The 21242-nt window shown below is 59.6% G+C and carries 18 protein-coding genes, 1 other RNA gene and 1 riboswitch; of the genes, 7 read left to right on the forward strand and 12 right to left on the reverse strand.

Annotated elements, in window-relative coordinates; all coding sequences use genetic code 11:
• Window positions 1–9 precede the first annotated feature (9 nt).
• The 7 genes from DWU99_RS03175 to hrcA all read right to left on the reverse strand — a co-directional run bounded on the left by DWU99_RS03175 (window position 10) and on the right by hrcA (window position 7770).
• Complete coding sequence (locus DWU99_RS03175) at window positions 10–1011, reverse strand: sodium:calcium antiporter (protein ID WP_115476529.1); 1002 nt, start codon at window positions 1009–1011, stop codon at window positions 10–12.
• 1 nt (window position 1012) lies between these two features.
• Window positions 1013–1240, reverse strand: a riboswitch (yybP-ykoY riboswitch).
• A gap of 55 nt (window positions 1241–1295) precedes the next feature.
• Window positions 1296–2111, reverse strand: a complete 816-nt coding sequence (gene dapB, locus DWU99_RS03180; RefSeq protein ID WP_115476530.1) for a 4-hydroxy-tetrahydrodipicolinate reductase — start codon at window positions 2109–2111, stop codon at window positions 1296–1298.
• A 177-nt stretch (window positions 2112–2288) separates the two neighbouring features.
• On the reverse strand, window positions 2289–3410 hold the full coding sequence (dnaJ, locus tag DWU99_RS03185) for a molecular chaperone DnaJ (protein WP_115476531.1): 1122 nt from the start codon (window positions 3408–3410) through the stop codon (window positions 2289–2291).
• Window positions 3407–3985 (reverse strand): TMEM175 family protein, encoded by a 579-nt coding sequence (locus DWU99_RS03190; RefSeq protein ID WP_115476532.1) that lies wholly within the window; start codon window positions 3983–3985, stop codon window positions 3407–3409. Before DWU99_RS03190 ends, dnaJ begins: the two co-directional genes overlap by 4 nt.
• Before the next feature lie 63 nt (window positions 3986–4048).
• Entirely contained in the window at window positions 4049–5977 is a 1929-nt protein-coding gene (gene dnaK, locus DWU99_RS03195; RefSeq protein ID WP_115476533.1) for a molecular chaperone DnaK, read from the reverse strand.
• Window positions 5978–6096: 119 nt separating this feature from the next.
• Window positions 6097–6633, reverse strand: coding sequence for a nucleotide exchange factor GrpE (gene grpE, locus DWU99_RS03200; protein WP_115476534.1), 537 nt, complete (start codon window positions 6631–6633; stop codon window positions 6097–6099).
• 81 nt (window positions 6634–6714) lie between these two features.
• Window positions 6715–7770, reverse strand: coding sequence for a heat-inducible transcriptional repressor HrcA (gene hrcA / locus DWU99_RS03205; protein WP_115476535.1), 1056 nt, complete (start codon window positions 7768–7770; stop codon window positions 6715–6717).
• Window positions 7771–7921: 151 nt separating this feature from the next.
• Between hrcA and recN the strand changes: the two genes are divergently transcribed.
• Window positions 7922–9595: a DNA repair protein RecN gene (gene recN, locus DWU99_RS03210; RefSeq protein WP_115476536.1), complete on the forward strand. Its 1674-nt coding sequence runs from the start codon at window positions 7922–7924 to the stop codon at window positions 9593–9595.
• 250 nt (window positions 9596–9845) lie between these two features.
• Here the strand turns inward: recN and DWU99_RS03215 are convergent, their stop codons facing one another.
• Window positions 9846–10481 (reverse strand): response regulator, encoded by a 636-nt coding sequence (locus tag DWU99_RS03215; protein WP_115476537.1) that lies wholly within the window; start codon window positions 10479–10481, stop codon window positions 9846–9848.
• 58 nt (window positions 10482–10539) lie between these two features.
• Here DWU99_RS03215 and DWU99_RS03220 point away from each other — a divergent pair, with 58 nt between their 5' ends.
• Complete coding sequence (locus tag DWU99_RS03220; protein ID WP_115477164.1) at window positions 10540–12132, forward strand: MASE1 domain-containing sensor histidine kinase; 1593 nt, start codon at window positions 10540–10542, stop codon at window positions 12130–12132.
• A gap of 333 nt (window positions 12133–12465) precedes the next feature.
• Here the strand turns inward: DWU99_RS03220 and fur are convergent, their stop codons facing one another.
• Complete coding sequence (gene fur / locus DWU99_RS03225) at window positions 12466–12879, reverse strand: ferric iron uptake transcriptional regulator (protein ID WP_115476538.1); 414 nt, start codon at window positions 12877–12879, stop codon at window positions 12466–12468.
• Between the two features lie 80 nt (window positions 12880–12959).
• On the opposite strand from fur, the gene DWU99_RS03230 reads away from it, so the two are divergent.
• On the forward strand, window positions 12960–13436 hold the full coding sequence (locus tag DWU99_RS03230) for an outer membrane protein assembly factor BamE (RefSeq protein ID WP_115476539.1): 477 nt from the start codon (window positions 12960–12962) through the stop codon (window positions 13434–13436).
• A gap of 45 nt (window positions 13437–13481) precedes the next feature.
• Here the strand turns inward: DWU99_RS03230 and DWU99_RS03235 are convergent, their stop codons facing one another.
• Window positions 13482–13757 carry an RnfH family protein gene (locus tag DWU99_RS03235; protein ID WP_115476540.1) on the reverse strand — a complete coding sequence of 92 codons (276 nt, stop codon included), beginning with the start codon at window positions 13755–13757 and terminating at the stop codon, window positions 13482–13484.
• Window positions 13750–14181, reverse strand: a complete 432-nt coding sequence (locus DWU99_RS03240) for a type II toxin-antitoxin system RatA family toxin (protein WP_115476541.1) — start codon at window positions 14179–14181, stop codon at window positions 13750–13752. The genes DWU99_RS03235 and DWU99_RS03240 overlap by 8 nt, the downstream gene beginning before the upstream one ends.
• 76 nt (window positions 14182–14257) lie before the next feature.
• On the opposite strand from DWU99_RS03240, the gene smpB reads away from it, so the two are divergent.
• The 4 genes from smpB (at window position 14258) to DWU99_RS03260 (ending at window position 18686) form a co-directional block, all read left to right on the forward strand.
• Window positions 14258–14752 carry an SsrA-binding protein SmpB gene (smpB, locus tag DWU99_RS03245; protein ID WP_115476542.1) on the forward strand — a complete coding sequence of 165 codons (495 nt, stop codon included), beginning with the start codon at window positions 14258–14260 and terminating at the stop codon, window positions 14750–14752.
• A 78-nt stretch (window positions 14753–14830) separates the two neighbouring features.
• Window positions 14831–15182: a transfer-messenger RNA gene (gene ssrA, locus DWU99_RS03250) on the forward strand.
• A 340-nt stretch (window positions 15183–15522) separates the two neighbouring features.
• Complete coding sequence (locus DWU99_RS03255) at window positions 15523–17013, forward strand: ArnT family glycosyltransferase (RefSeq protein WP_158543224.1); 1491 nt, start codon at window positions 15523–15525, stop codon at window positions 17011–17013.
• Between the two features lie 419 nt (window positions 17014–17432).
• Window positions 17433–18686: a hypothetical protein gene (locus tag DWU99_RS03260; RefSeq protein WP_115476544.1), complete on the forward strand. Its 1254-nt coding sequence runs from the start codon at window positions 17433–17435 to the stop codon at window positions 18684–18686.
• A gap of 221 nt (window positions 18687–18907) precedes the next feature.
• On the opposite strand, the gene hisS is transcribed toward DWU99_RS03260, so the two are convergent.
• The gene (gene hisS, locus DWU99_RS03265) at window positions 18908–20272 is read right to left on the reverse strand and encodes a histidine--tRNA ligase (RefSeq protein ID WP_115476545.1); all 1365 of its coding nucleotides are present in this window, start codon (window positions 20270–20272) and stop codon (window positions 18908–18910) included.
• Window positions 20273–21242: the final 970 nt, after the last annotated feature.

Genomic DNA, 21242 nt, shown 5'->3' on the forward strand with positions numbered 1-21242 from the left:
GATCAGCTGTCACGCCACGTGCCAAAACACATACGCCGCGAATAGACCGTACAACCCGCCTACAGGCAGCAGCCAGCGCGCGTCGACCTTGCCGCGCCGAAACAACCGCCACAGATAAATAATCGCGACTGTTGTCACCACGCCGGCGACAATCAACGGCGTGTCGAACATCCACGGCGTCGCGAACAGCGCCAGCGCACTGGGAATGGTGGCCTGGATCATCATCGCACCGGAAATGTTGGCCAGCGCCAGCCGCTCCTTGCCCTGACGCACCCAGATAAGCGCATTCATGGTTTCCGGAAGTTCCGTCGCTATCGGGCTCAGCACCAGCGCTACCAGGTGCGGAGGCAGATGCAGGGCAATGCCGATCGTCTCGATTTGCGATACGAATACATGCGAGGCATAGGCGATGACCAGCAACGCCAATGTCGTTTGCACCAACACGGCCAATAGCGACGGTTTCGTCGCGCGTGGCTGAAATTTCAGTGGTTCGAGCAATTCTTCCGTCGGACTGGTGTCGCCATCCTGCAACTCCCGCCACACGTAAAAAGCGTAGGCGAGCAGAAACAACACGCCCAGCCACGGCTTGAAGGCGAAGGCGATCAGACCAAGCCCGCACTTCACAACAAAAATGGAAAGAAACCAGAACTGATCGCGCGAAAGTCGCGCATCGTCGACACGCACACGCGTGTCCGCACGCGCCAGTTTCCGCCGATTGCTCCATAGCGCCACGCCGACCACCGCATAGGCAATCGTGGCCAGCACCAGCGGTCCGCCCAACGCGGCGCCAACGCCGATATCGCGCACTTCCGGCGTGCGCCCGAGGATCACGGCGACGAAAGTAACCGCACTTTCCGGCAACGCCGTTCCGAATGCCGCCAACACCGTACCCGTGGCCGTCGCGCCAAGATTGAGCTTCTGCCCCAGCCACTCAATGCCGTTGACGAAATACTCGCACGCCAGATAGATGGCCCCGGCAGCCAGCAGGAACAGCGATATCGTGACTAGCATGAAGATTCCTGGCCGGGCGAGCGAAAACCGATGGCTCACGCACGCAGCTCGCCCGGCGGGGTGAGTCGTGTGTGGCCAAAGGTCTCGCCGGACCATCGCAGACAGGCATGCCTGCGATAACCATCCGTGCCATGAAGCGAGCGCTTCAAGTGTGTTGACACGGATTCCCTGACATACGAGCGATAGCTGCGCTCGATGACAGGAATGGCTACTCCCCAATGGGCAATGCGAGGAATGGTACATGCGGGTCGGCAGTGGAACAACCAGTGCCGGCCCAGACGGGATTACGGGACGGCTCTTGCCCGCCGCTCCAATAACATGTCGTCGATGCCATAGGCGCCCGGCTTGCGTCCGACCAGCCACGCGGCAGCTTCCAGCGCGCCACGCGCGAAGATGGAACGGTCGGTCGCGCGATGGCTCAATTCGACGCGCTCGCCCTGCCCCAGCAGCAACGCGGTGTGCTCGCCCACCACATCGCCACCGCGCACCACTGCGAAACCGATGCTGCCATGGCGACGCGCACCGGGACGTCCTTCGCGCACATAAACGCCATCCTTCGCGAGCGTGGTTCCGCGTGCTTCGGCAGCGGCATGTCCCAACGCGAGCGCGGTGCCGGAAGGTGCATCTTCCTTGCGGCCATGATGCGCTTCGACGATCTCCAGATCCCAATCCGGCAAGGCCGCGGCGGCTTCGCGCAGCAGGCGGGCAAGTACCGCCACTCCGAGGCTGAAGTTTGCGGCACGCAACACTGGGATGCGTTTTTCAGCGTCGGCGATACGCGCTTCCAGCGCCTCGTCGATGCCTGTGGTACCGGTCACCAGCGCGACGCCCCGTTCCGTGCAGTAAGCGAGCGCGGCAGAAAGTCCCTCCGGTCCGCTGAAATCGACGACAACGTCGACAGCCGGCGCGGCATCCCAGCCGTGCGCGTAGCGCAGTGATGTGGACAGCTCGCCGAATACGGGCGTGCCGTCGTGCGTAGATCCTGCCGATACGACGGCATGCACCAGCTCAAAGCGACGATCCTGGCGCACCAGTGCGAGCAGAGCATGCCCCATGCGGCCCGAGGCGCCGTTGATGGCAAGACGGATGGCTGATGTCATACGAATGTTCCCTCAATCATGGGAAACAGGTTAACGCGTTTGCCAGACCTGGCAACCAAAGCAGCGGCGCTTTTTTCCGATGAATTGACTGGCCGCGCGATCACTTCCCTCTCCCCGGGGGAGAGGGCGCATAGCGTTCCGAACAATCTTTGCGGCAAACCCGGTCGCCGAAAGGCCTTATGACGTGACGCGCGACCAGAACTGCTTGACGCCGTCCACCCAGGTTCTGGCACGCGGCGTGTGCGTATCGGCATCGTCGTCGGCGAACGTTGCGTCGAGCTGTTCCAGAAGTTCTCGCTGCTCGCGCGTCAACTTCACCGGTGTTTCCACCACCACGCGGCAGATCAGGTCGCCCATGCGACCGCCGCGGACGGACTTGACGCCGCGACCGCGCAACGTGAACTGCTGTCCGGTTTGCGTCTCGGGCGGGATCACGATAGGTACTTCGCCATCCAGGGTGGGAACCTGCAGCTCCGCACCCAGCGCTGCCTGGCCAAAGCGAATCGGCAGCTCGCAATACAGGTTGCTGCCGTCGCGCTGGAAGATCGCGTGCTCGCGCACATGCACTTCCACGTACAGATCGCCCGGCTCGGTGCCTGCGGGACCCGCTTCGCCCTGACCTGTCAAACGAATGCGGTCACCGTTGTCGACACCTGCGGGGATGCGCACGGACAGCGTGCGTGTTTCTTCCAGACGACCTTCACCATGGCACTGCTTGCACGGCTTTTCGATCGCGCGTCCGCTGCCGGCACAGTGCGGACACGTCTGCTGGATGGAGAAAATGCCGTTCTGTATGCGCACCCGGCCGTGCCCATGACAGGTCTTGCATTGCACGGTCTTGCCGTCGTCCGACCCCGAGCCGTTGCAATGATGGCAATTGACCTGGGTCGGGATATCGAACTTCTTCTCGATGCCGAACACGGCTTCCTCGAGATCCAGCTCCATGATGTAGCGCAGATCGGAGCCACGACGCGAACGTCCACGGCCGCCGCCGCCGAAAATATCGCCAAAGATATCGCCGAAGATGTCGCCCATGTCGCCGAAACCGGCGCCGCCGCGACCGCCCATGCCGCCTTCGAAGGCCGCGTGGCCGTATTGGTCGTACATCGAGCGCTTTTGCGCGTCGGCCAGGACTTCGTAGGCTTCCTTGGCCTCTTTGAATTTTTCCTGTGCGTGCGGATCGTCCGGGCAACGGTCGGGGTGATACTTCATCGCCAGGCGACGAAAGGATTTTTTCAGATCCCCTTCGGTAACCGTTCGTTCGACGCCCAGAATTTCGTAGTAATCACGCTTGCTCATTTCAAGATCCGCGATTCGATGCGCCGATCGGGAATGAACCAGATCGCAGCCACCGTGGCATAAAGTAAACACGACACCCACGGCGCCACGAGCGCCAGCAGGATGCCCAAAAGGTACATGGTGACGGCGAGCTTGCCTTTCCAGTCACCGCCGACCGCCTGCGCCAGCAGGGATTCCCGGCCGCCGTTGGCGGCGATCAGGTAGTACTGCAAGGGTCGCCACGCGATCGCGCACATCAACAGCACAAAACCGTACACCTGCACCGGCAGGCGGGCGAAATGATTCTCGCCCATCCAACCTGTCGTCACCGGCATCAGCGACAGCCAGAACAACAGGTTGAGGTTGGCCCACAGCACACTGCCGTTAATCTTTTCGGCGGCGTGCAGGAAGTGATGGTGGTTGTTCCAGTAAATGCCGACGTAAACGAAACTCAGCACGTAGCTCAGGAACACCGGCCACTGCTGGAATAGAACGTCCCAGCCGTCGCCGTGCGGCACCTTCAGTTCCAGCACCATGATGGTAATGATGATGGCGAGTACGCCATCGCTGAAGGCTTCGAGCCGCCCTTTTTCCATCGCCTCCCCTCCAAAGGCAACGAGCGCCTCGAAAGGCGCTCGTTTTCACAACCATACAACGGATCAGGACGACTTGCCGTCGTTCTTCACTTCCGTGAATTCGGCGTCGACCACGTCGTCGGAGTGCGCGGCCGCGCCCGGACCCGGGCCTTGCTGCTGCGCGCCGGCATCGGCGTGACCGCCCTGCGCGGCAGCGTAGAGCGACTGCGCCACCTGTTCGAGCTTGGAGATCTTCGACTCGATGGCCGCCTTGTCATCGCCGTCCTTGACCTTTTCCAGCTCCGACAGCGCGCCTTCGATTTCGCTGAGCTGAGCGGGTACCTTGCCGCCGTGCTCCTTCAGCGCGCTGCGCGTGGCGTGCACCAGCTGATCGGCCTTGTTGCGCGTGCTGACCAGCTCCTGGAACTTCTTGTCTTCTTCCTTGTTCGCTTCGGCGTCGGCCACCATGCGCTGGATCTCGTCGTCGGTCAGGCCCGAACCCGCCTTGATCTCGATGCGCTGTTCCTTGCCGGTTTTCTTGTCCTTGGCCGACACGTGCAGGATGCCGTTCGCGTCGATGTCGAAGGTCACTTCGATCTGCGGCTGACCACGCGGCGCGGCATCGATGCCGGCGAGATCGAACTTGCCCAGCGACTTGTTCGCACTGGCGCGCTCGCGCTCGCCCTGCAGCACATGCACGGTCACGGCGGTCTGGTTGTCGTCGGCCGTGGAGAACACTTGCGAGGCCTTGGTCGGCACCGTGGTGTTCTTCTCGATCAGCTTGGTCATCACGCCGCCCATGGTTTCGATACCGAGAGACAGCGGGGTGACATCGAGCAGCAGCACGTCCTTCACCGAACCGCCCAGCACGCCGCCCTGGATGGCAGCGCCGACGGCCACGGCTTCGTCCGGGTTCACGTCCTTGCGCGGTTCCTTGCCGAAGAAGTCCTTCACCGACTCCTGCACTTTCGGCATGCGGGTCTGGCCGCCGACGAGGATCACTTCGTCGATGTCGGACACGCGCAGGCCAGCGTCGTTCAACGCGGTGCGGCAGGGTTCGATGGTCTTCTTCACCAGGTCTTCCACCAGCGCTTCGAGCTTGGCGCGGGTGAGCTTGATGTTGAGGTGCTTCGGACCGGACGCATCGGCCGTGACGTACGGCAGATTCACTTCGGTCTGGTGCGAGGACGACAGCTCGATCTTCGCGCGCTCGGCGGCGTCCTTCAGACGCTGCAGCGCCAGCGGGTCCTTGCGCAGGTCGATGCCCTGGTCCTTCTTGAATTCCTCGATCAGGTAATCGATGACGCGCATGTCGAAGTCTTCGCCGCCCAGGAACGTATCGCCGTTCGTGGCCAGCACTTCGAACTGCTTCTCGCCGTCGACTTCGGCGATTTCGATGATCGACACGTCGAACGTGCCGCCGCCGAGGTCGTACACCGCGATCTTGCGGTCGCCGCCCTTCTTGTCCAGGCCATAGGCCAGCGCAGCCGCGGTCGGCTCGTTGATGATGCGCTTCACTTCAAGGCCCGCGATGCGACCGGCGTCCTTGGTCGCCTGGCGCTGGCTGTCGTTGAAGTAGGCCGGCACGGTGATCACGGCTTCGGTCACCGTCTCGCCGAGATAATCTTCGGCGGTCTTCTTCATCTTCATCAGCACTTTCGCGGAGATTTCCTGCGGTGCCATCTTCTTGCCGTCGGCCGTCTGCACCCACGCGTCGCCGTTGTCGTGCGCGATGATGCCGTACGGAACGATGTGCAGGTCTTTCTGCACTTCGGCGTCGGTGAACTTGCGGCCGATCAGGCGCTTCACCGCATAGAAAGTGTTCTTCGGATTGGTGACGCTCTGGCGCTTGGCAGGCGCGCCGACCAGCACTTCGCCGTCTTTGGTGAACGCCACGATCGACGGCGTGGTGCGATCGCCTTCGGCGTTCTCAATCACTTTGGTGGTACTGCCATCCATGATGGCGACGCACGAATTGGTCGTGCCCAGGTCAATGCCAATGATCTTGCCCATGTGTGTGCTCCGGAATCTCGTGTGGCGGCCCCTCAGCCGCGAATGGTGAGGAGATGGGGTTGCGCCGAAAAGCGTTCAATATCAGCTAAACCCTGCAGTACTGGAATTACAGGTGCCGTTCAGTCGTCCTTGGCCACGGCTACCAGTGCCGGACGCAGCAATCGATCGTTCAAAACATAGCCTTTCTGCAACACGGTGACGACGGTGCCCGGCGCCTTGCCCGGGGCCTCGACCATGCTCACGGCGTGGTGACGCTCCGGATCGAGCGGCTGGTCGACGGGATCGACCTGCACCAAGCCGTTATTGCCCGCAATGCGCAGCAATTCCTTCAGCGTGAGGTTCATGCCCTCGCGCACCGTATTCACGTCGCCGCCTTCGACCGCCAGGCCACGTTCCAGGCCGTCATACACGGGCAGCAGGTCGTTCAGCAGCTTCTCGTTGGCGAAGCGGCGGGCCTGTTCCAGGTCGCGATGCAGGCGGCGACGCTGGTTTTCCAGCTCGGCCTTTTCGCGCAGCACGGTGTCGCGCAGCTCTTTGTTGTTCGCCTCAAGCTCCGCGATCCTGGCCTTGAGCGCATCGAGATCTTGGCCCGATGACGCGTTTTGTGCGCTGTTTTCTGGCATTTCAGTCGGCGACGGTGAATCGCTGTTATGCATGAATAACTCCAAACATCGTCCAGGCCGGCACGTAGTGCCGACCATCTAAAACATGCGGGTAAATCCCGCCTCCCGAGGGGTTTATAAGGCCGTAGCGGCCCTATTCAAGGCTTCGCTCAACAACCCGGCGGTGGCCTGCACCACGGGAATCACCCGCTCGTACGCCATCCGTGTCGGGCCGATCACGCCCACCGCACCCAGCAATCTACCCTGGGCACCGTAACTGGCTGTGACGACGCTGCAACCATCCAGCGCGGCAAAACCCGACTCCTCACCGATGAATAATCGCACGCCGGGAGCCTTGGCGCAGATTTCCATGAGCTGAAGCAGCTCGTTTTTCTTCTGGAACGCCTCGAAAAGCTCGCGCAGGCGGTCCAGGTTGGCCAGTTCCGAATAGGCCATCAGGTTGGTCTGGCCGCTGATCAGCACGTCCTCGCCCTGCGGCGCGAACGATGCGGCCGCCAGCTCGACCGCGCTGGACAACATCTTGTGCAGCTCGCTGCTGGCTTCGCGCAATTCGCGCAACAGGTGCGAACGGATATCGTCCACGCGCAGGCCGACGAAGTGCTCGTTGATGTAGTTCGCCGCCTGCTCCAGCTCGCGGCCGTCCAGCGGCTTGGCAAGCTGGATCACGCGGTTTTGAACCTGATTGTCCGAAAACACCAGGATGACCAGCACCCGCGCATCGGGCAACGGCACGAAATCGATGTGGCGGAGCGGAAAATCGGTCTGTCGCGGCACCGTGACCACGCCCGCGAAATGCGTCATCGCAGACAGCAGCACGGAGGCATTGCCGACCAGATCGCGCACCGTGGCGGGACCCGGCGGAAGCTCGCGCTGCAGGCGTACCATTTCGTCCTGCGGCAGCGGCTGCAGTTCGATCAGGCTGTCGACGAACAGGCGCAGGCCGCGCGGTGTCGGGATGCGTCCGGCGGAGGTATGCGGCGATGCCACCAGCCCCGCTTCTTCCAGGTCGGCCATGATGTTGCGGATCGTCGCCGGGCTTACGTCCAGACCCGACGAGCGCGACAGCGTGCGCGACCCCACCGGCTCGCCATCGGCCAAATATTGCGCAATCAGCGTGCGCAGCAAACGCCGCGCGCGGATGTCAAGGTCGTGGCTGTGGTGACTGGGCATGCGCTGTGGCAATCCGTGAGACGCTAAAGAAATAAGGTTTAGCACGGGAGATTGCAAGAAAGCGGAAATAGTTGGCGGCTTCCATAGCCACCTCGCTACTCACCGCCTGCCCCTCCCCTTACAATCCCGCGAACCACTGCCGCCTGCACACATGCTTACCTCCCTCTACGTCCGCCATCTCGCAGTCGTCGAAGAAGCCGACATCACCTTCGGCCCAGGCTTGACCGTGGTCAGCGGGGAAACCGGCGCCGGCAAGTCGTTGCTGGTCGACGCCTTGATGCTGCTGGCCGGCGCGCGTGCCGACAGCAATATCGTACGTGCCGGCAGCGATCGTGCCGAACTGGTGGCGGAGTTCGACCTGAAAGGGCTGCCCGAGGCCCAGGGCTGGCTCAAGCGCGAAGAACTGGACGAAGACGGCGCCTGCCAGTTGCGCCGCGTGATCCGCGCCGAAGGCAGCTCCCGCGCCTGGATCAACGGCCGTCCGGCCACCATCGGCCAGATGGCCGACCTGGCGGCACTGCTGGTCGAGATTCACGGACAACACGAACACCAGGCCCTGCTGGAACGCTCGCATCAGCTGAATTTGCTCGATGCCTATGCCGAAAACGAAACGCGCGTCGAACAAGTGCGCGAATTTGCGCAGCAGTGGCGCGATCTGGGCGCACGCATCCGCAAGCTGAGCGGCGGCGACGATCGCGGCCATCGGCTCGAATTGCTGCGCCATGAACTGAGCGAATTGGAGAAATGGGCGCTTGCACCCGCCCAGCTCGCGGAACTGGAAGCCAGCCACAAGCGCCTGGCCAATGCCAGCAAGCTTACGGAAGGCATCACCGGCGTCGTCGAATTGCTCGACGGCGACAGCGAATTGGCGCTACGCCAGTCGCTGGGACGTGCGCACGCCGAACTCGGTCGACTCGCTGCACTCGACGATCGGCTGGTGCCGATGCTCGAATTGCTCGACAACGCGCAGATCCAGCTCAACGAAGCCGTCGACGGACTCGAACACTATGCGCAGGATGTCGATCTCGACCCCGAGCGCTACGCCGAAGTCGACACCCACCTCACCCGCCTGCACGAACTCTCCCGCAAACACCGCGTCCCCGTCGCCGAACTCGACGACAAACGGATCGCGCTGCAAACCGAATTGAACGAACTGGAAAACGCCGGCGAAGCGCTCGAACGACTGGCCTCGCAACGCGACCAACTCCAGCGCGATTACGCCCAGGTCGCCGAAGCCCTGAGCAAGACACGCCAGACAGCCGCCAAACGCCTGGGCAAGGAAGTCAGCGCACTGATGGGCGAACTGGGCATGGCCGGCGGCGTGCTGCAAGTCGCGTTGGAATCTGCGGAAGGAAACGACCCGGACCCGCAAGGCCGCGAGCGCTGCGAGTTGCTGGTAAGCGCCAACCCCGGCCAGCCGCCGCGCGCATTGCGCAAGGTAGCCTCCGGCGGCGAACTCGCGCGCATCAGCCTCGCGATCGAAGTTGCCACCCTGGGCAAGGACACCATCGGCTGCATGGTCTTCGACGAAGTCGATACCGGAATCGGCGGTGCCGTGGCCGAAGTGGTAGGACAGAAATTGCGCGCACTCGGTACGCGCTGCCAGGTTCTGTGCGTGACGCATCTGCCGCAGGTTGCGGCGCAAGGACATGCGCACCTGCGCGTGAGCAAGCACAGCGAAGGCCATTCCACGCAGACGCGCATCGAGTCGTTGAATACCGAAGGACGTCGCGACGAGTTGGCCCGCATGCTGGGTGGCGTGGAGATCACGCGCGAAACGCGGGCACATGCGAAGAAGATGTTGGAGCAGGCGCAGACAGCTTGAGCGTTCTGCGAAGAGCTTCGTTGGAAACCCTCTACCTCTGGCGATATTGCCGACTTCTACCTCACCGTCATTCCGGCGCAGGCCGAGGCGCTTTTCAACAGCGAAGCTGGTCAATCCAGTGTCAATATTGCATCCGAAGGACACTAAATCTTTTGGGGGTTCAGAGTGCTTCGCACTACGTATTAAAACTGGATTCCGGCCTGCGCCGGAATGACGGTGAGGCTAGATCAGGGCTCGCTGTTCAACAAACTCACCCGCGATTCGGCAACAGCCCCCGCTCACTGGCAATCCGATACAAATCCAATTCCGACCCCGCCCCCAGCTTGCCCATCAAACTGGCGCGGTGGATGTAAACCGTCTTCTGACCAATCCCGAGCTCCGCCGCCACCTGCTTCGGAGCACGCCCCGCCGCAAGCAGCAAAAACACCTCGTGCTCGCGCGCGGTAAGACGATCGATAGGGTCCAACGTATCGTTCGGACGCTCAGCGCGCCGCTGGCGCAGATCGGAACTCAAAAACTGCTCGCCGCGCATCACCGCACGCAGCCCCGCCACCAATTCCTCCGGCGCGGCTCCCTTGGTGACATAACCGCTGGCACCGCGCCGCAGGGCTTCCGATACGTAAGGCTCCCCGTCGTGCATGCTCAACACCACGATGCGCGTGCCCGTGGCGACGCTGCGCAAATGCTCGATCAGCGGCAGACCGCTGCCATCGGGAAGCGACAGGTCGAGCGCCACCAGATCCGGGCGCCGCTGGCTGATCGCCTCGACCGCGTCGTCGGCGTTGCGGCATTCGGCCACGACCTCGAGATCCGGCTCCATCTCGATGAGCCGCTTGAACCCCTCGCGAACAATGGCGTGATCGTCGACCAGAACAATGCTGTGCATGGGTGCACTGTATCAGTCTGAGCGACGGGTGGAAGCGGGCGACGTGTACCATTTGCCCATGCGACTCAAATCCGCCCTTACCTTCACTTCCGGCCCGCTCCTCGGCCTGGGTTACGCCATCCTGTGGGCCTTGCTCTGGCCCACCACGCAACCGGACTGGACACTGCAATTCGGCCTGCGCTTTGGCGTACTGCTGCTCTCGCCGGTGAGTTACTGGGGTTGGCTGATTGGCGGCGAACTGATGGCCGCCGGGCTGATCGATTATCTGCACGGCTACTCGCTGGGCTGGCGCATCTTCCTCTACGGCGACCTGCCCCAGCCGATCGTGGTCGCCATCTGCATGGCGCTGCTGCGCCGAGCCAACCTGCGGCCCAGCCTGCGCGATCCGGAAGAAGTCTCCCGCCTGCTGCTGTCGGCCGGCTTCACCGTGGTGGCCGCAACCGCCACCGACGCGATGATGATGGCGCTGATCCATCAATTGCCGCCCGCCGGACTACTGCACGCGCTGGGCGACGAACTGCTAGGCAACTATGTGGGCATGCTGCTGCTAGTACCGCCACTTATCCTGGTGTGGCGCGCACGACCATCGAAGCAGGAAATGTCGGAGCTGTTGATGGACGGCTTGCTGGTGATGCTGCCGGCCTTGATCATTCTGTTGATCCTCACCGAACAGGCCGCGCCGCAACGCGAATTCGCCCGCATCCTGTCGCTGGCCCCGGTGATGTTTTTTGCGTTCCGCCATGGTTGGCGCGGCGCGAGCTTGTCGATGCTGGTATCGAGCCTGGGCATGGCGCTCGTCGATCGCGTGTTTACGCACTCGGTTCCCGGCGCGTCTTCGCACATGTTTCTTGCGGTGGCAGGCACGGGGGCGTTGATGCTCGGTTCGGCCACCGATGCGCTTCGTCGCAGCAGCGCGCGCGTGGCCGAACAGAATGTCTATCTCGCGGCAGTGAATCGACGACTGGATCATCTCGCACGCCAGTTGCGCGACGCCGCGCGCGGCAACATGCAGGCGGAAGAAAATCAGCGCCGTCATCTCGCCGCCGAATTGCACGACGAACTGGGCCAGAACCTCACGGCCATCCAAACACACGTGAAGCTCGCTCAGAGCCGCTTGCAACACGCGGGCATGGAAGATATCAGCACATCGATCAACAGCATCCTCAGCCACATGCGTCGCGCATTGCATCGGCTGCTCGACGACCTTCGTCCCGCGGTACTCGATGAATTCGGCCTGATGCGTGCACTGGACGAAGGCCCGATCCGCGACCTGATGGCCACCGCCGGCATGACTTACCACACCGATCTGCACGGCGATCCGCGCATGCTGGAAGAAGACATCCGCACCGCGATTTACCGTCTTGCGCAGGAAAGCGCCACCAACGCCGTCAAACACGCGCAGGCCAGCGAATTCCGGCTGCGCCTGCGCATCGGCGAACGGGCGGGCTCGGCCCTGGCCCTGATGGATATTCGCGACAACGGCGTGGGCCTGCCCGAGCGCGTGCCACGCGGCGGACGCGGTCTGCAGGGCATGCGCGACCGGGTTACCTCGCTGGGTGGCCTTTTTCGCCTACGACCCGACCAGCAGGGCGTTCACCTGCGCATTTTGCTGCGTAGCACCATTTCACGTCGCGAATCCAGTGACTTGTGACACTGTAACTAGGAAATTTTCTAATACCGGACTCGTAAAAGGTTCGTTAGGATCGTTCAATCGATGTGGGGGAGCCGCCATCGCAAGATGGTGAGCACGGGTCAGCCGTGGGGACGGCGGGCCCGAAGAATGGCAGGACGCCATTCCGCCGGAGTCTGGACAAACGCACGTATCGCGAGCAACTCGGATACATAGCAGGTCAAGAGACAACGGTAAGCCGTAGGGTGGACAGGAGTCCTCCCGCGGCTTTTTTTATGCCCGGCGTTTGAACCCTGCCCGAGACGCAAACGGCCCCATGCGGGGCCGTGTCGCTGAACAAGGTGTCAAGGCAGCTTATTTCGTGCGCTTGGGGCGCACGTAAAGCACCAGGCTGTGATCCTGGATCTCGTAGCCATGCCTGGAGGCGATCTCGCGCTGCAGGCGCTCGATCTCCTCGCTGACGAACTCGATGACCTTTCCGCTGTCCACATCAATCATGTGGTCGTGGTGCTGACCGCGATCCAGCTCATAGACCGCCTGCCCGCCCTCGAAATTGTGCTTGCTGAGGATGCCGGCGGCCTCGAACTGGGTCAGAACGCGATACACCGTGGCCAGGCCGATATCTTCCTGGTAGGCCAGCAACTTCTTGTAGACGTCTTCGGCGGTGAGGTGCCGAACCCCGTCTTCTTCGAAGATCTGGAGGATGCGCATCCGGGGGTGGGTAACCTTCAACCCGGCTTTGCGGAGTTCTTGAGTTTCCTGCTCCATCGCAAGCTCCCGATACACGGTGGAATCAAGCGAGTAGTGTATCATTTGACCTCTTAACGATCCGGACGGACGCAATACGAATGCAAAAGCTGATTCGCACGCTGGGCTTCGCCACGCTGGTCATGTCTTTGGCCGGCTGCCATATCGTGTATACCCCCGACGTGGCCCAGGGCAATCTGTTCGATAAGACGATCGACAAGAACCTTGCCGATCAGCTCAAGCCGGGTCTGACCAAGCGCCAGGTGCTGGTGCTGATGGGTACGCCTTCCGTCGCCACCCCGTTCGACCAGAGTCGCTGGGATTACGTGTCCACCTATTCGCATCGCGGCGAGAAGATGAAGGTGAACACGATGAGCTTGTACTTCAACAACGACGTGCTCGTGCGCACCGAAGGCAACATCTACTTCCAGGACGCGCAGAAGCTGGTCCAGCAGAGCAGCAAGTTCAAGACCAACTACAACGTCAACGACACCTCGGGCGACAAGAATCCGGGCGCCGGCGACAGCAGCGGCGGCGATAGCGGTGGTGATAGCGGTAGCGACAACGGCGGCCACTGATCCTCGCCAGCCACGTTTCTACGGAAACGTGGCGAACGCCCCACCCTAACCTGCGCGACGACGACGCGCGTCCTTCGGATCCAAGATCAGCGGCCGGTAGATTTCCACCCGGTCGCCATCGTGCAAAAGATCATCCGGCGCCACGCGCCGGGAAAAAATGCCTAGCCGCGACGGATCGTAAGCAAGCTCGGGCATCTCCTTCAAAATGCCCGATTGCTCGACCGCCTCGCTGACCCGGCTGCCAACGGGCAAGGTCACCTGACGCAGCAACTGTCGTTCCGGCGTGGCGCAGACCACCTCCACGGTGATGCGATCAGCCATAGACGCGTTCCGCCTCGCGGCAGAAATCGTCGACCATCCGGTTGGCCAGCCCCTGGAAGCCCAGTTTCAGCGCCGCGCCACCGAGGCGTCCGGCATAATCGAAATCCAGCTCCAAAGCGACCTTGCAACCATCCGTTCCCAGCGGGATGAAATCCCAGAAACCATCCAGGCTGCGGAACGGCCCATTCACCAGACTCACCTGCAGGCGGCGCGGATGATCGATGGTATTGCGCGTGGTGAAGCTGTGATGGAAGCCTGCAAACTTGAGATCGAGCCGCGCTACCAGCATGTTCTCCCCGCGCTCGATCACCTCGGCGCTGGCACACCAGTGGAAGCGCTTTGGGTATGCTTCGACCTCATTCACCAGGTCGAACATTTGCGCCGGCGAGTATTTCACCAGGGCGCTGCGGCGGATTTCGATCACGGCAGCCTCTTTACATGACTAGGTTTGGCCCAGGCGGTCAAACCTGCAAGGGCTATAAGCCCGAAGTTTAACGGACATGGCAAAAGCGAAGGACAAAGAAAAAAAGAATGCCGGCGGCACCATCGCGCTCAACAAGCGCGCCCGGCATGAATACCACATCGACCAGCGCTACGAGGCGGGCATCGCCCTGCAAGGCTGGGAGCTGAAGGCATTGCGCGCCGGCCGTATCAATTTCGGCGACGGCTATGCCGTGGTGTTGAAGGGTGAGATCTTCCTGGTCGGCACCTCCATCCCGCCCTTGATCAGCGCGTCCACCCACGTGGTCGCGGTCGACCGCCGCACCCGCAAACTGCTCCTGCACAAGCAGGAAATCGATCAGCTCATCGGTGCCGTCGAACGCAAGGGCTACACCCTGGTGCCCATCGCCATGTACTGGAAAGGCAACAAGGTCAAAGTGGAAATCGGCCTGGCGCGCGGCAAACAGGAACACGACAAGCGTCACACCGAAAAAGAGCGCGACTGGCAGCGCGAAAAACAACGCACCATGCGTTCGCACAATCGCAGCGCTTGAATGAATCGGCCCTGCCCGCTTGATATCGCCAACGGCGGGCAACATATATACTTGTAACGCTTAAGCCATCTTTTCCCCGGGGGTGTCCTGGCTTCGACGGGGGTAGTGAGATAGCTTGGTGCATGCCGAGGGGGCAGCTTTCCTCGTAAATCCAGCCGCAAACTTATAGTTGCCAACGACGACAACTACGCTCTGGCCGCTTAAGGCCTAGCCCCGAACCCACGTGTGCCTGTGCTAGTGGATGTAGGGTCATTATCACGGGATCGCCCAAAGCTGCCGCCTGTCGGTCAGGGTTAAATCAAGCAGGCTGGTCCTTCGATGCGCCTCGCACACTGTGCTGTCGCGGGACAAGATTCAACAGTGAGCTAAGCATGTAGTACCGGGCGTCAAGCGCCTTCGGACGCGGGTTCGACTCCCGCCACCTCCACCAACAAAGCAAAACGCCCGGCGAGAAATCGTCGGGCGTTTTGCATTTGGGACTAGATTTCATCTGCTGCACTTGGCACTAGCGCCATTGCACGTCTCCGAATCAGTCACCCTGGTCCCGTTCCTTGCTCACTCTTTGCGAATCGCGGGAATCGGAGGTTCGAACACCGATCAGCGCATCGTCACCAACAAGATCGACACGGCGCAAGTCCAGTTGGGCGAGCTCAATCATCGATCGAAGACGGACGGCAACGTAGTTCTCATGGTTGCCTATCATCTAGAATTCCGCGCGAGCTTTGATGCTCAGGTGCAATTCCTTCCTTGCAGTGACATCGAGCGTAGCTGTGCGCCAAAATCGTTTTGATTCTTTGAGAAAACTTGGAAATGCAAAGGCACCAACCGTGAGAATGACGGCGCTCGTGGCATTTTTGTCTGTCACCGCCTTTATTCTAAGGTTCCATTTTACGGGCATTGCGTATAACCACTCGGATGAGCCAATCGCCGTCGGTGTGGTATCTGGCTTATTGCAACGTCATACCGTTGATACCAATTGGGCGCATTTCGACCTTCCGGCAAAATTTCATTACGCACAATTCAACTTTTCTTCGTACTATCTTGCGCTGGCGTTCTTTTGCGAATTGGCAAGGGACCATTCGATCAAAAGCATGCGACTTCTTAGCGCGTTGTTGGGCGCACTGTGTGTACCGCTCTCATTTTTACTAGGAAAGCGCTTACATAGTGCCAGGACTGGTTTTTTTGCGGCATTGATGACCGCATTCAGCCCTCAGCTATTCTTTGACAGCCTCTTCGCACGCCCGGATTCATTTTTTGCGCTAATTTATTTGATCGCAATTCTCGTGGCCATTTCCTCGCCAAGAAATGGGACCCGAATATTCATCAGCAGCTTGTTGTTCGGAATCCTGGCGGCATGCAAGATATCTGCACTTTTCGTTGCACCCATTCCGCTTCTTCTGTTCCTCGTCAACCGAGAGGCCTCTGATCGGTACTGGAGAATGTTGGCGCTGTCAGCGGCAGGAGTGATCGCGGGCTTTGCAGCGGGAGCACCTTATGCCCTATTAAATCCGGTTGATTTCGTCAATGGTGTTTTGTTTCTAATGGGGCGCTACGCGAGCGGCGGAGGTCCGCTGGGCTTGGGCGATGCCCCCTTATACGAACGGCTATGGTATCTAGCGAAATTCATCATTGCCTCTATTGGACCAATAGCCGTCCTTACATCCCTTTACGCGTATCGCCGTTTGTCAAAAGAAGTCCTCGTAATTGGCAGCCTTTCGATCATTTCCGTGTTGTATCTCGGCTCGCGAGGATGGTTTTACGAGCGCAATTTCGACCATTGTTTGCCAGTGATTTATATCCTGGCATGGATAGGGATCAGTCAATTAACAGAGTTGTTTTCGTCGGCTCACCGAGGCGTCATATTCGCCACGCTGAGTACGCTTGCATTAGTACCAACTGCGTATTTTAGCTATCAGCTGCAATATCAGATTCTTTCCGGGCGATACGAAAAGCGAGTTGAGTCCTACCTTGCGCGGCAGAGTGCAGCAGGTGCGAATGCGTTGGTTTGGCCCAGCATCGTATACGGCGATCCACTTAATGCTATTCGCACTTACATGAAAGATAAGCCGCTACCCATGACCGTTTCGTTTGCTTGGAGCGATGATCAGCACGCGGCCAAGAACATTAGCGAGTTTCTCAACGGCTATCACGCGATAAAGGTGGACGAAATCCACGATCCATTCTGGCTAATGCCGCCTTGCTCCATTCAAGCTTACGTGTCGATGTCGTACGTAACTTATAGGCTATCGGCTCGCAGATAAACACAATCAAAATTTGGAGCTGCTAACGGTATTTCATTCTTAAGCTGCCAGGCGGCCGGAGGATCCCGGAGCAGCGACTGGCGCAGCGCAGGAAGGCTGCGCGGATCGGTGAAGTTCATGTCGGTGCGCCTCAGGTCACGAAAAGCGCGCGGCTGGATGCGTTGCCAAGAAAACGGTACCAGGTTGACTTATGAGTGCTTCCAGTCAGTGAATGTGCGCTCGCATCTCGACGAGTCGATTGGAAACTCAACCCGGCACCGTTCTCACACGCAAAACATGTGCCCGGAGCAACGTTGATGCCACGTCACCGCCGGCATATCCAAAAAAAAAAGTCCAAATCTTCACCGCCCCCACACACCGCCCTGCCTACACTTGCATCACTAGGGGAAAACGCGGGTGCGTTTAGCAAAGGGGGGCGTATGCCGTACGCTTCGAACAACAACGCCGTTCTCATCGACGGCTGCGAGAACCTGCAGAATTTATCAGTCCTGCTTGAGGTTACCGAGGATATCGCGACCACCAACGGAGGGGGTTGGAGTCTTCAGCTCAATTGCTTTCCGCCACCGGGCGAGTACTGCCAGACCAGTCAGTTGAACTGGTTCCAATACGTTATATACGTCGAGGGCGGAAACCTCATCTACCAGATTCAGTACTGGTCGAACGGTACGTCCACGTGGCCCTCTGGTTACACGCCGGAGTCGCAGACGACGCCGTGGCTGCCCTGCTGGGCCAACGACTTCTCGAATCCCTTCACCACCTTCGCCAGCATCAGCGGCGACACGGTGCCACGCCAGTCGAAACTCCAGATCGCGCTAACCACCAACGATGCCGGCGGCGTCACCAGCGTTACGTTTACCTATACCGATCCGAACGGCAACGACCATCCCGCCGTGTACAAGCTGCCTGTCGTGCATCCGATCGTCGCCTGCACGTTGAACTTGGTTGGACCTGGCGGTCTCGCCAACGCCAACTTCACACAAGGGCTCACGAATTCTCGCGCCATCATCTACTACAGCGTCTCTTCGGGGCAGCTCGCCGTTCAAAACGGCGGGATCGGCGCCGCCTGCGGCGAGGCCGGCCCGCCCACTGGTGAGACGTCAAACATGACGTACTCCGACATCAACGGTGCGCCTGCCAGTACCGTCACGCAAATACTTCAGCAGCCCATATCGTGCGCGATCAACAACCTCTTCCAGGGTGAAGAGGTGAAACTTGGCGACATGCGGCAGGTTCGCGACTTGCATGTCGCTCGATATCCCGCAGGGCAATGGCTAATCGAAGTGCTTGATCGTCATGCCGCCGACCTCGCGATGCTTGCCTTGTCCAGCGACATCAGCCACGTGCGAACGGCGCGCCACCTTCTCACGGAAGCGACGCGCATTGCACGCGAGGGGCGAATCTTCGAAAGCGCCACCATCGACGAAGCCCAAAAACTGCTTCAGCACGTGTCGTGCAAACTGCCGCCGTCCATGATCGGAGCGAGTCAAGCCGGCACCACCGTGCTCGAATCACTACGGGGTCGAACGCTGGAGGACGGACTCAAGGCGGCTAGCAGGACGATCCGCCCACGCTTCCTGGCACCTTCTCAGCAGCCGTGTCAAAAGTGCTACGAGCGCTTGGCCCAGCGCGTGGCCGAGCTGGAAAAACGCGTCAAGCATCTGGAGTCGCGATGATCGGAGCACGCGTGGCGTGTTGACGCCGGTGAACGACATTCACCAACGCATCGGCCAAACAAAATGGTGCCAACAAAACGGCACCATTTTGACTAATGAGTGCTCTTGTGCGCGGATGCACGCCCGAATCTTGGCAAGCTCACAGAAAACTCAACCTGTTACCGTTTCTCGAAGGCGCAAGCTCGGCACCCCCGCCGTTTCCACTGTTTCCAACTCAGGAGCTAGCCAAGGCTGCCACTCGTCGTCAGTGCGCGCGCTATGGCATCTGGTGCAAGATCTGGTGCGATCGCAATTTGACTTTGACGCTTTAAGTCACGGATTGAAACAACGCCAGCTGCCAATTCGTCAGGACCAGCAATCACCACCATCTGCGCTCCGCTATCAATCGCGTACTTTAGTTGTTTCTTCAGTTTTCCACCCTCAAAAAAGACGTGCGTGCTGATATCCCGTGAGCGCAGCTTGGCGGCGATATCCAGTTGGACGTCTGTCGTTTGTTCATCAAGGCATACGATGAGAACCCGAGCCCCCGAATGGGCGTTGCAGGTGTATCCAATGTCTCGAAGCTGCCAAAAAAGCCGACTCAAACCTATCGATATACCGACACCTGGCAAGTGCTCCTTCGTGTACTGCTGCGCCAGGTTGTCGTAGCGTCCTCCAGAACAAATGGAGCCCAGCGCCGGATGTGCATCAATGAAGGTTTCATACACAGTGCCGGTGTAATAGTCCAAGCCTCGCATGACCGAGAAGTCAAGCGAGATGAACTCGCCGGGCACACCCATTTTTTCGATGGCCTTAAGAACGGCTCGAAGCTCGGACCTTCCAGCATGCAGATCCGGTGCGTTGCCTTCTAAGCCATCAAGAAGCGCATTCGCGCCCTGATAAGACCTTGAACTTCGTTGCGCGAAGCCAATGACCTGATTTACCACTGACTCGCCGAGGCCAAGCTCACTTGCCAAGACCCCCTTGACGTAGTCGGTGCCACGCTTAGCGAGTTTGTCTATCTCGCGTAAGACTAGTGCTTGTAGTTCCACAGGGAGACCAAGGCCATCGAGAAAGCCCCTAATGAGTTTTCTGTTGTTGATGTGAATCGTGAACTTGCCTATGCCAAGCTCTTCGAATATCCCGTAAATCGCGACCGGTAGCTCAGCATCATAGGCAATGGGCAAAACGTTATGACCGACGACGTCAATGTCGCACTGGTAGAACTCACGGAACCGCCCTCTCTGAGCGCGCTCCCCCCGATAGACCTTTTGAACCTGAAAGCGCTTGAAGGGAAAGCTAAGCTCGGAAAAATGTTCTGAGACGTATCTAGCCAACGGTACGGTCAAATCAAATCTTAGTGCCAGGTCTGACGAGGCATTGTTGGCCAAGCCGCCGGTAGATTGCACGAAATACACCTGCTTGGCCGTCTCACCCCCTTCTTTGGACAGCAATACCTCCGACAATTCAATGGCAGGCGTATCGATGTTGGTGAAGCCGTGCCGAATGAAGTGCTTTTCGATGACCCTCCGGACATGGTCGAACTTGGCCTGGTCTTTCGGCAGGAGCTCCAAGACACCAGACATTGTTCTCGGCTTAACAAGCATGAACGGCCTCAGGGTTGAGAATTTTGGTTACGGTATCGCGGCGTCAACCCTTATATGAGAGGGCTCCAGTCACAGTTGCAATTTAGTAATTCGATCGAGGCCTATCTGTAGGCATTATTCTTAGCTTTTTGTGCGGCTATATTGGGGCCTGACGTCCTCATGAAACGTTTTCGTTGACCGGCCGATGTTCTGTGAATTCAAGAGCGGACGCGGCGAATTTTACGATCAGAAGACATACAAGGGTCGAACCATCATGGTTCGCCAGGTCTTGTCGGACATCACTCTGACGTCACATCGTTTTGAACAGGTGTTTTCGGATGACGGTGGCAAGACCTTGGAGACCAATTTCAGGGCAACGCTTACGCGGGTGCAGTGAGTGCAGAGAAAAAGGTCTTAGTACTCTGTCAAAGAAAAAACGAAAATCGTACAAAATTGACTTTTGAGTGCTCTCCGTTAGTGGATGTGTGCTCGAATCTCGATGAGTCGATTGGAAACTCTACCTGATACCGTTTCTGTACCATTTCTGCGCACGCTGCGCTGTCGCGGGACGAGATCCAACAGAGAGCTAAGCATGTAGTGCCGGGCGTCAAGCGCCTTCGAACGCGAGTTCGACTCCCGCCACCTCCACGATCAAAGCAAAGCGCCCGACGATGGTTCGTCGGGCGCTTTGCTTTGTTGAAATTTTGTCAGCCGAGCTTGGCTATCAACGTGGCTGCCCTAAAGCATCTGAAAACAAGTCAACTTGGCACCGTTCTTGGTCCAACGCCTTGCGTGCCCGACATACGCTCCATCCATAACGAAGTCAGCGAACACTGTCACGCTCAGATGTATTCCCTCGCTAAGCTGAGTGACAACAGCCGATTCATAGAGACTAAAAGTAAAGCGCACTCTCATTTCGCCTGCCGGTGCCTAGCGATAGCACATCGCGATCAAACACGCAGGGGACTTCCATACATCATTCGAATGTGGG

Origin of the sequence: Dyella psychrodurans, assembly GCF_003363265.1 — a bacterium.
GTDB classification, from domain to species: Bacteria; Pseudomonadota; Gammaproteobacteria; order Xanthomonadales; family Rhodanobacteraceae; genus Dyella_B; species Dyella_B psychrodurans.

Excerpts from the sequence above, each read along its gene's own strand:
- hrcA (WP_115476535.1), bottom strand. The coding sequence starts at position 7,770 with ATGCCCAGTCACCACAGCCACGACCTTGACATCCGCGCGCGGCGTTTG.
- DWU99_RS03190 (WP_115476532.1), bottom strand. The coding sequence starts at position 3,985 with ATGGAAAAAGGGCGGCTCGAAGCCTTCAGCGATGGCGTACTCGCCATC.
- dnaK (WP_115476533.1), bottom strand. The coding sequence starts at position 5,977 with ATGGGCAAGATCATTGGCATTGACCTGGGCACGACCAATTCGTGCGTC.
- grpE (WP_115476534.1), bottom strand. The coding sequence starts at position 6,633 with ATGCATAACAGCGATTCACCGTCGCCGACTGAAATGCCAGAAAACAGC.
- DWU99_RS03220 (WP_115477164.1), top strand. The coding sequence starts at position 10,540 with ATGCGACTCAAATCCGCCCTTACCTTCACTTCCGGCCCGCTCCTCGGC.
- dnaJ (WP_115476531.1), bottom strand. The coding sequence starts at position 3,410 with ATGAGCAAGCGTGATTACTACGAAATTCTGGGCGTCGAACGAACGGTT.
- fur (WP_115476538.1), bottom strand. The coding sequence starts at position 12,879 with ATGGAGCAGGAAACTCAAGAACTCCGCAAAGCCGGGTTGAAGGTTACC.
- dapB (WP_115476530.1), bottom strand. The coding sequence starts at position 2,111 with ATGACATCAGCCATCCGTCTTGCCATCAACGGCGCCTCGGGCCGCATG.
- smpB (WP_115476542.1), top strand. The coding sequence starts at position 14,258 with ATGGCAAAAGCGAAGGACAAAGAAAAAAAGAATGCCGGCGGCACCATC.
- DWU99_RS03230 (WP_115476539.1), top strand. The coding sequence starts at position 12,960 with ATGCAAAAGCTGATTCGCACGCTGGGCTTCGCCACGCTGGTCATGTCT.
- DWU99_RS03260 (WP_115476544.1), top strand. The coding sequence starts at position 17,433 with ATGCCGTACGCTTCGAACAACAACGCCGTTCTCATCGACGGCTGCGAG.
- DWU99_RS03235 (WP_115476540.1), bottom strand. The coding sequence starts at position 13,757 with ATGGCTGATCGCATCACCGTGGAGGTGGTCTGCGCCACGCCGGAACGA.
- hisS (WP_115476545.1), bottom strand. The coding sequence starts at position 20,272 with ATGCTTGTTAAGCCGAGAACAATGTCTGGTGTCTTGGAGCTCCTGCCG.
- recN (WP_115476536.1), top strand. The coding sequence starts at position 7,922 with ATGCTTACCTCCCTCTACGTCCGCCATCTCGCAGTCGTCGAAGAAGCC.
- DWU99_RS03215 (WP_115476537.1), bottom strand. The coding sequence starts at position 10,481 with ATGCACAGCATTGTTCTGGTCGACGATCACGCCATTGTTCGCGAGGGG.
- DWU99_RS03175 (WP_115476529.1), bottom strand. The coding sequence starts at position 1,011 with ATGCTAGTCACGATATCGCTGTTCCTGCTGGCTGCCGGGGCCATCTAT.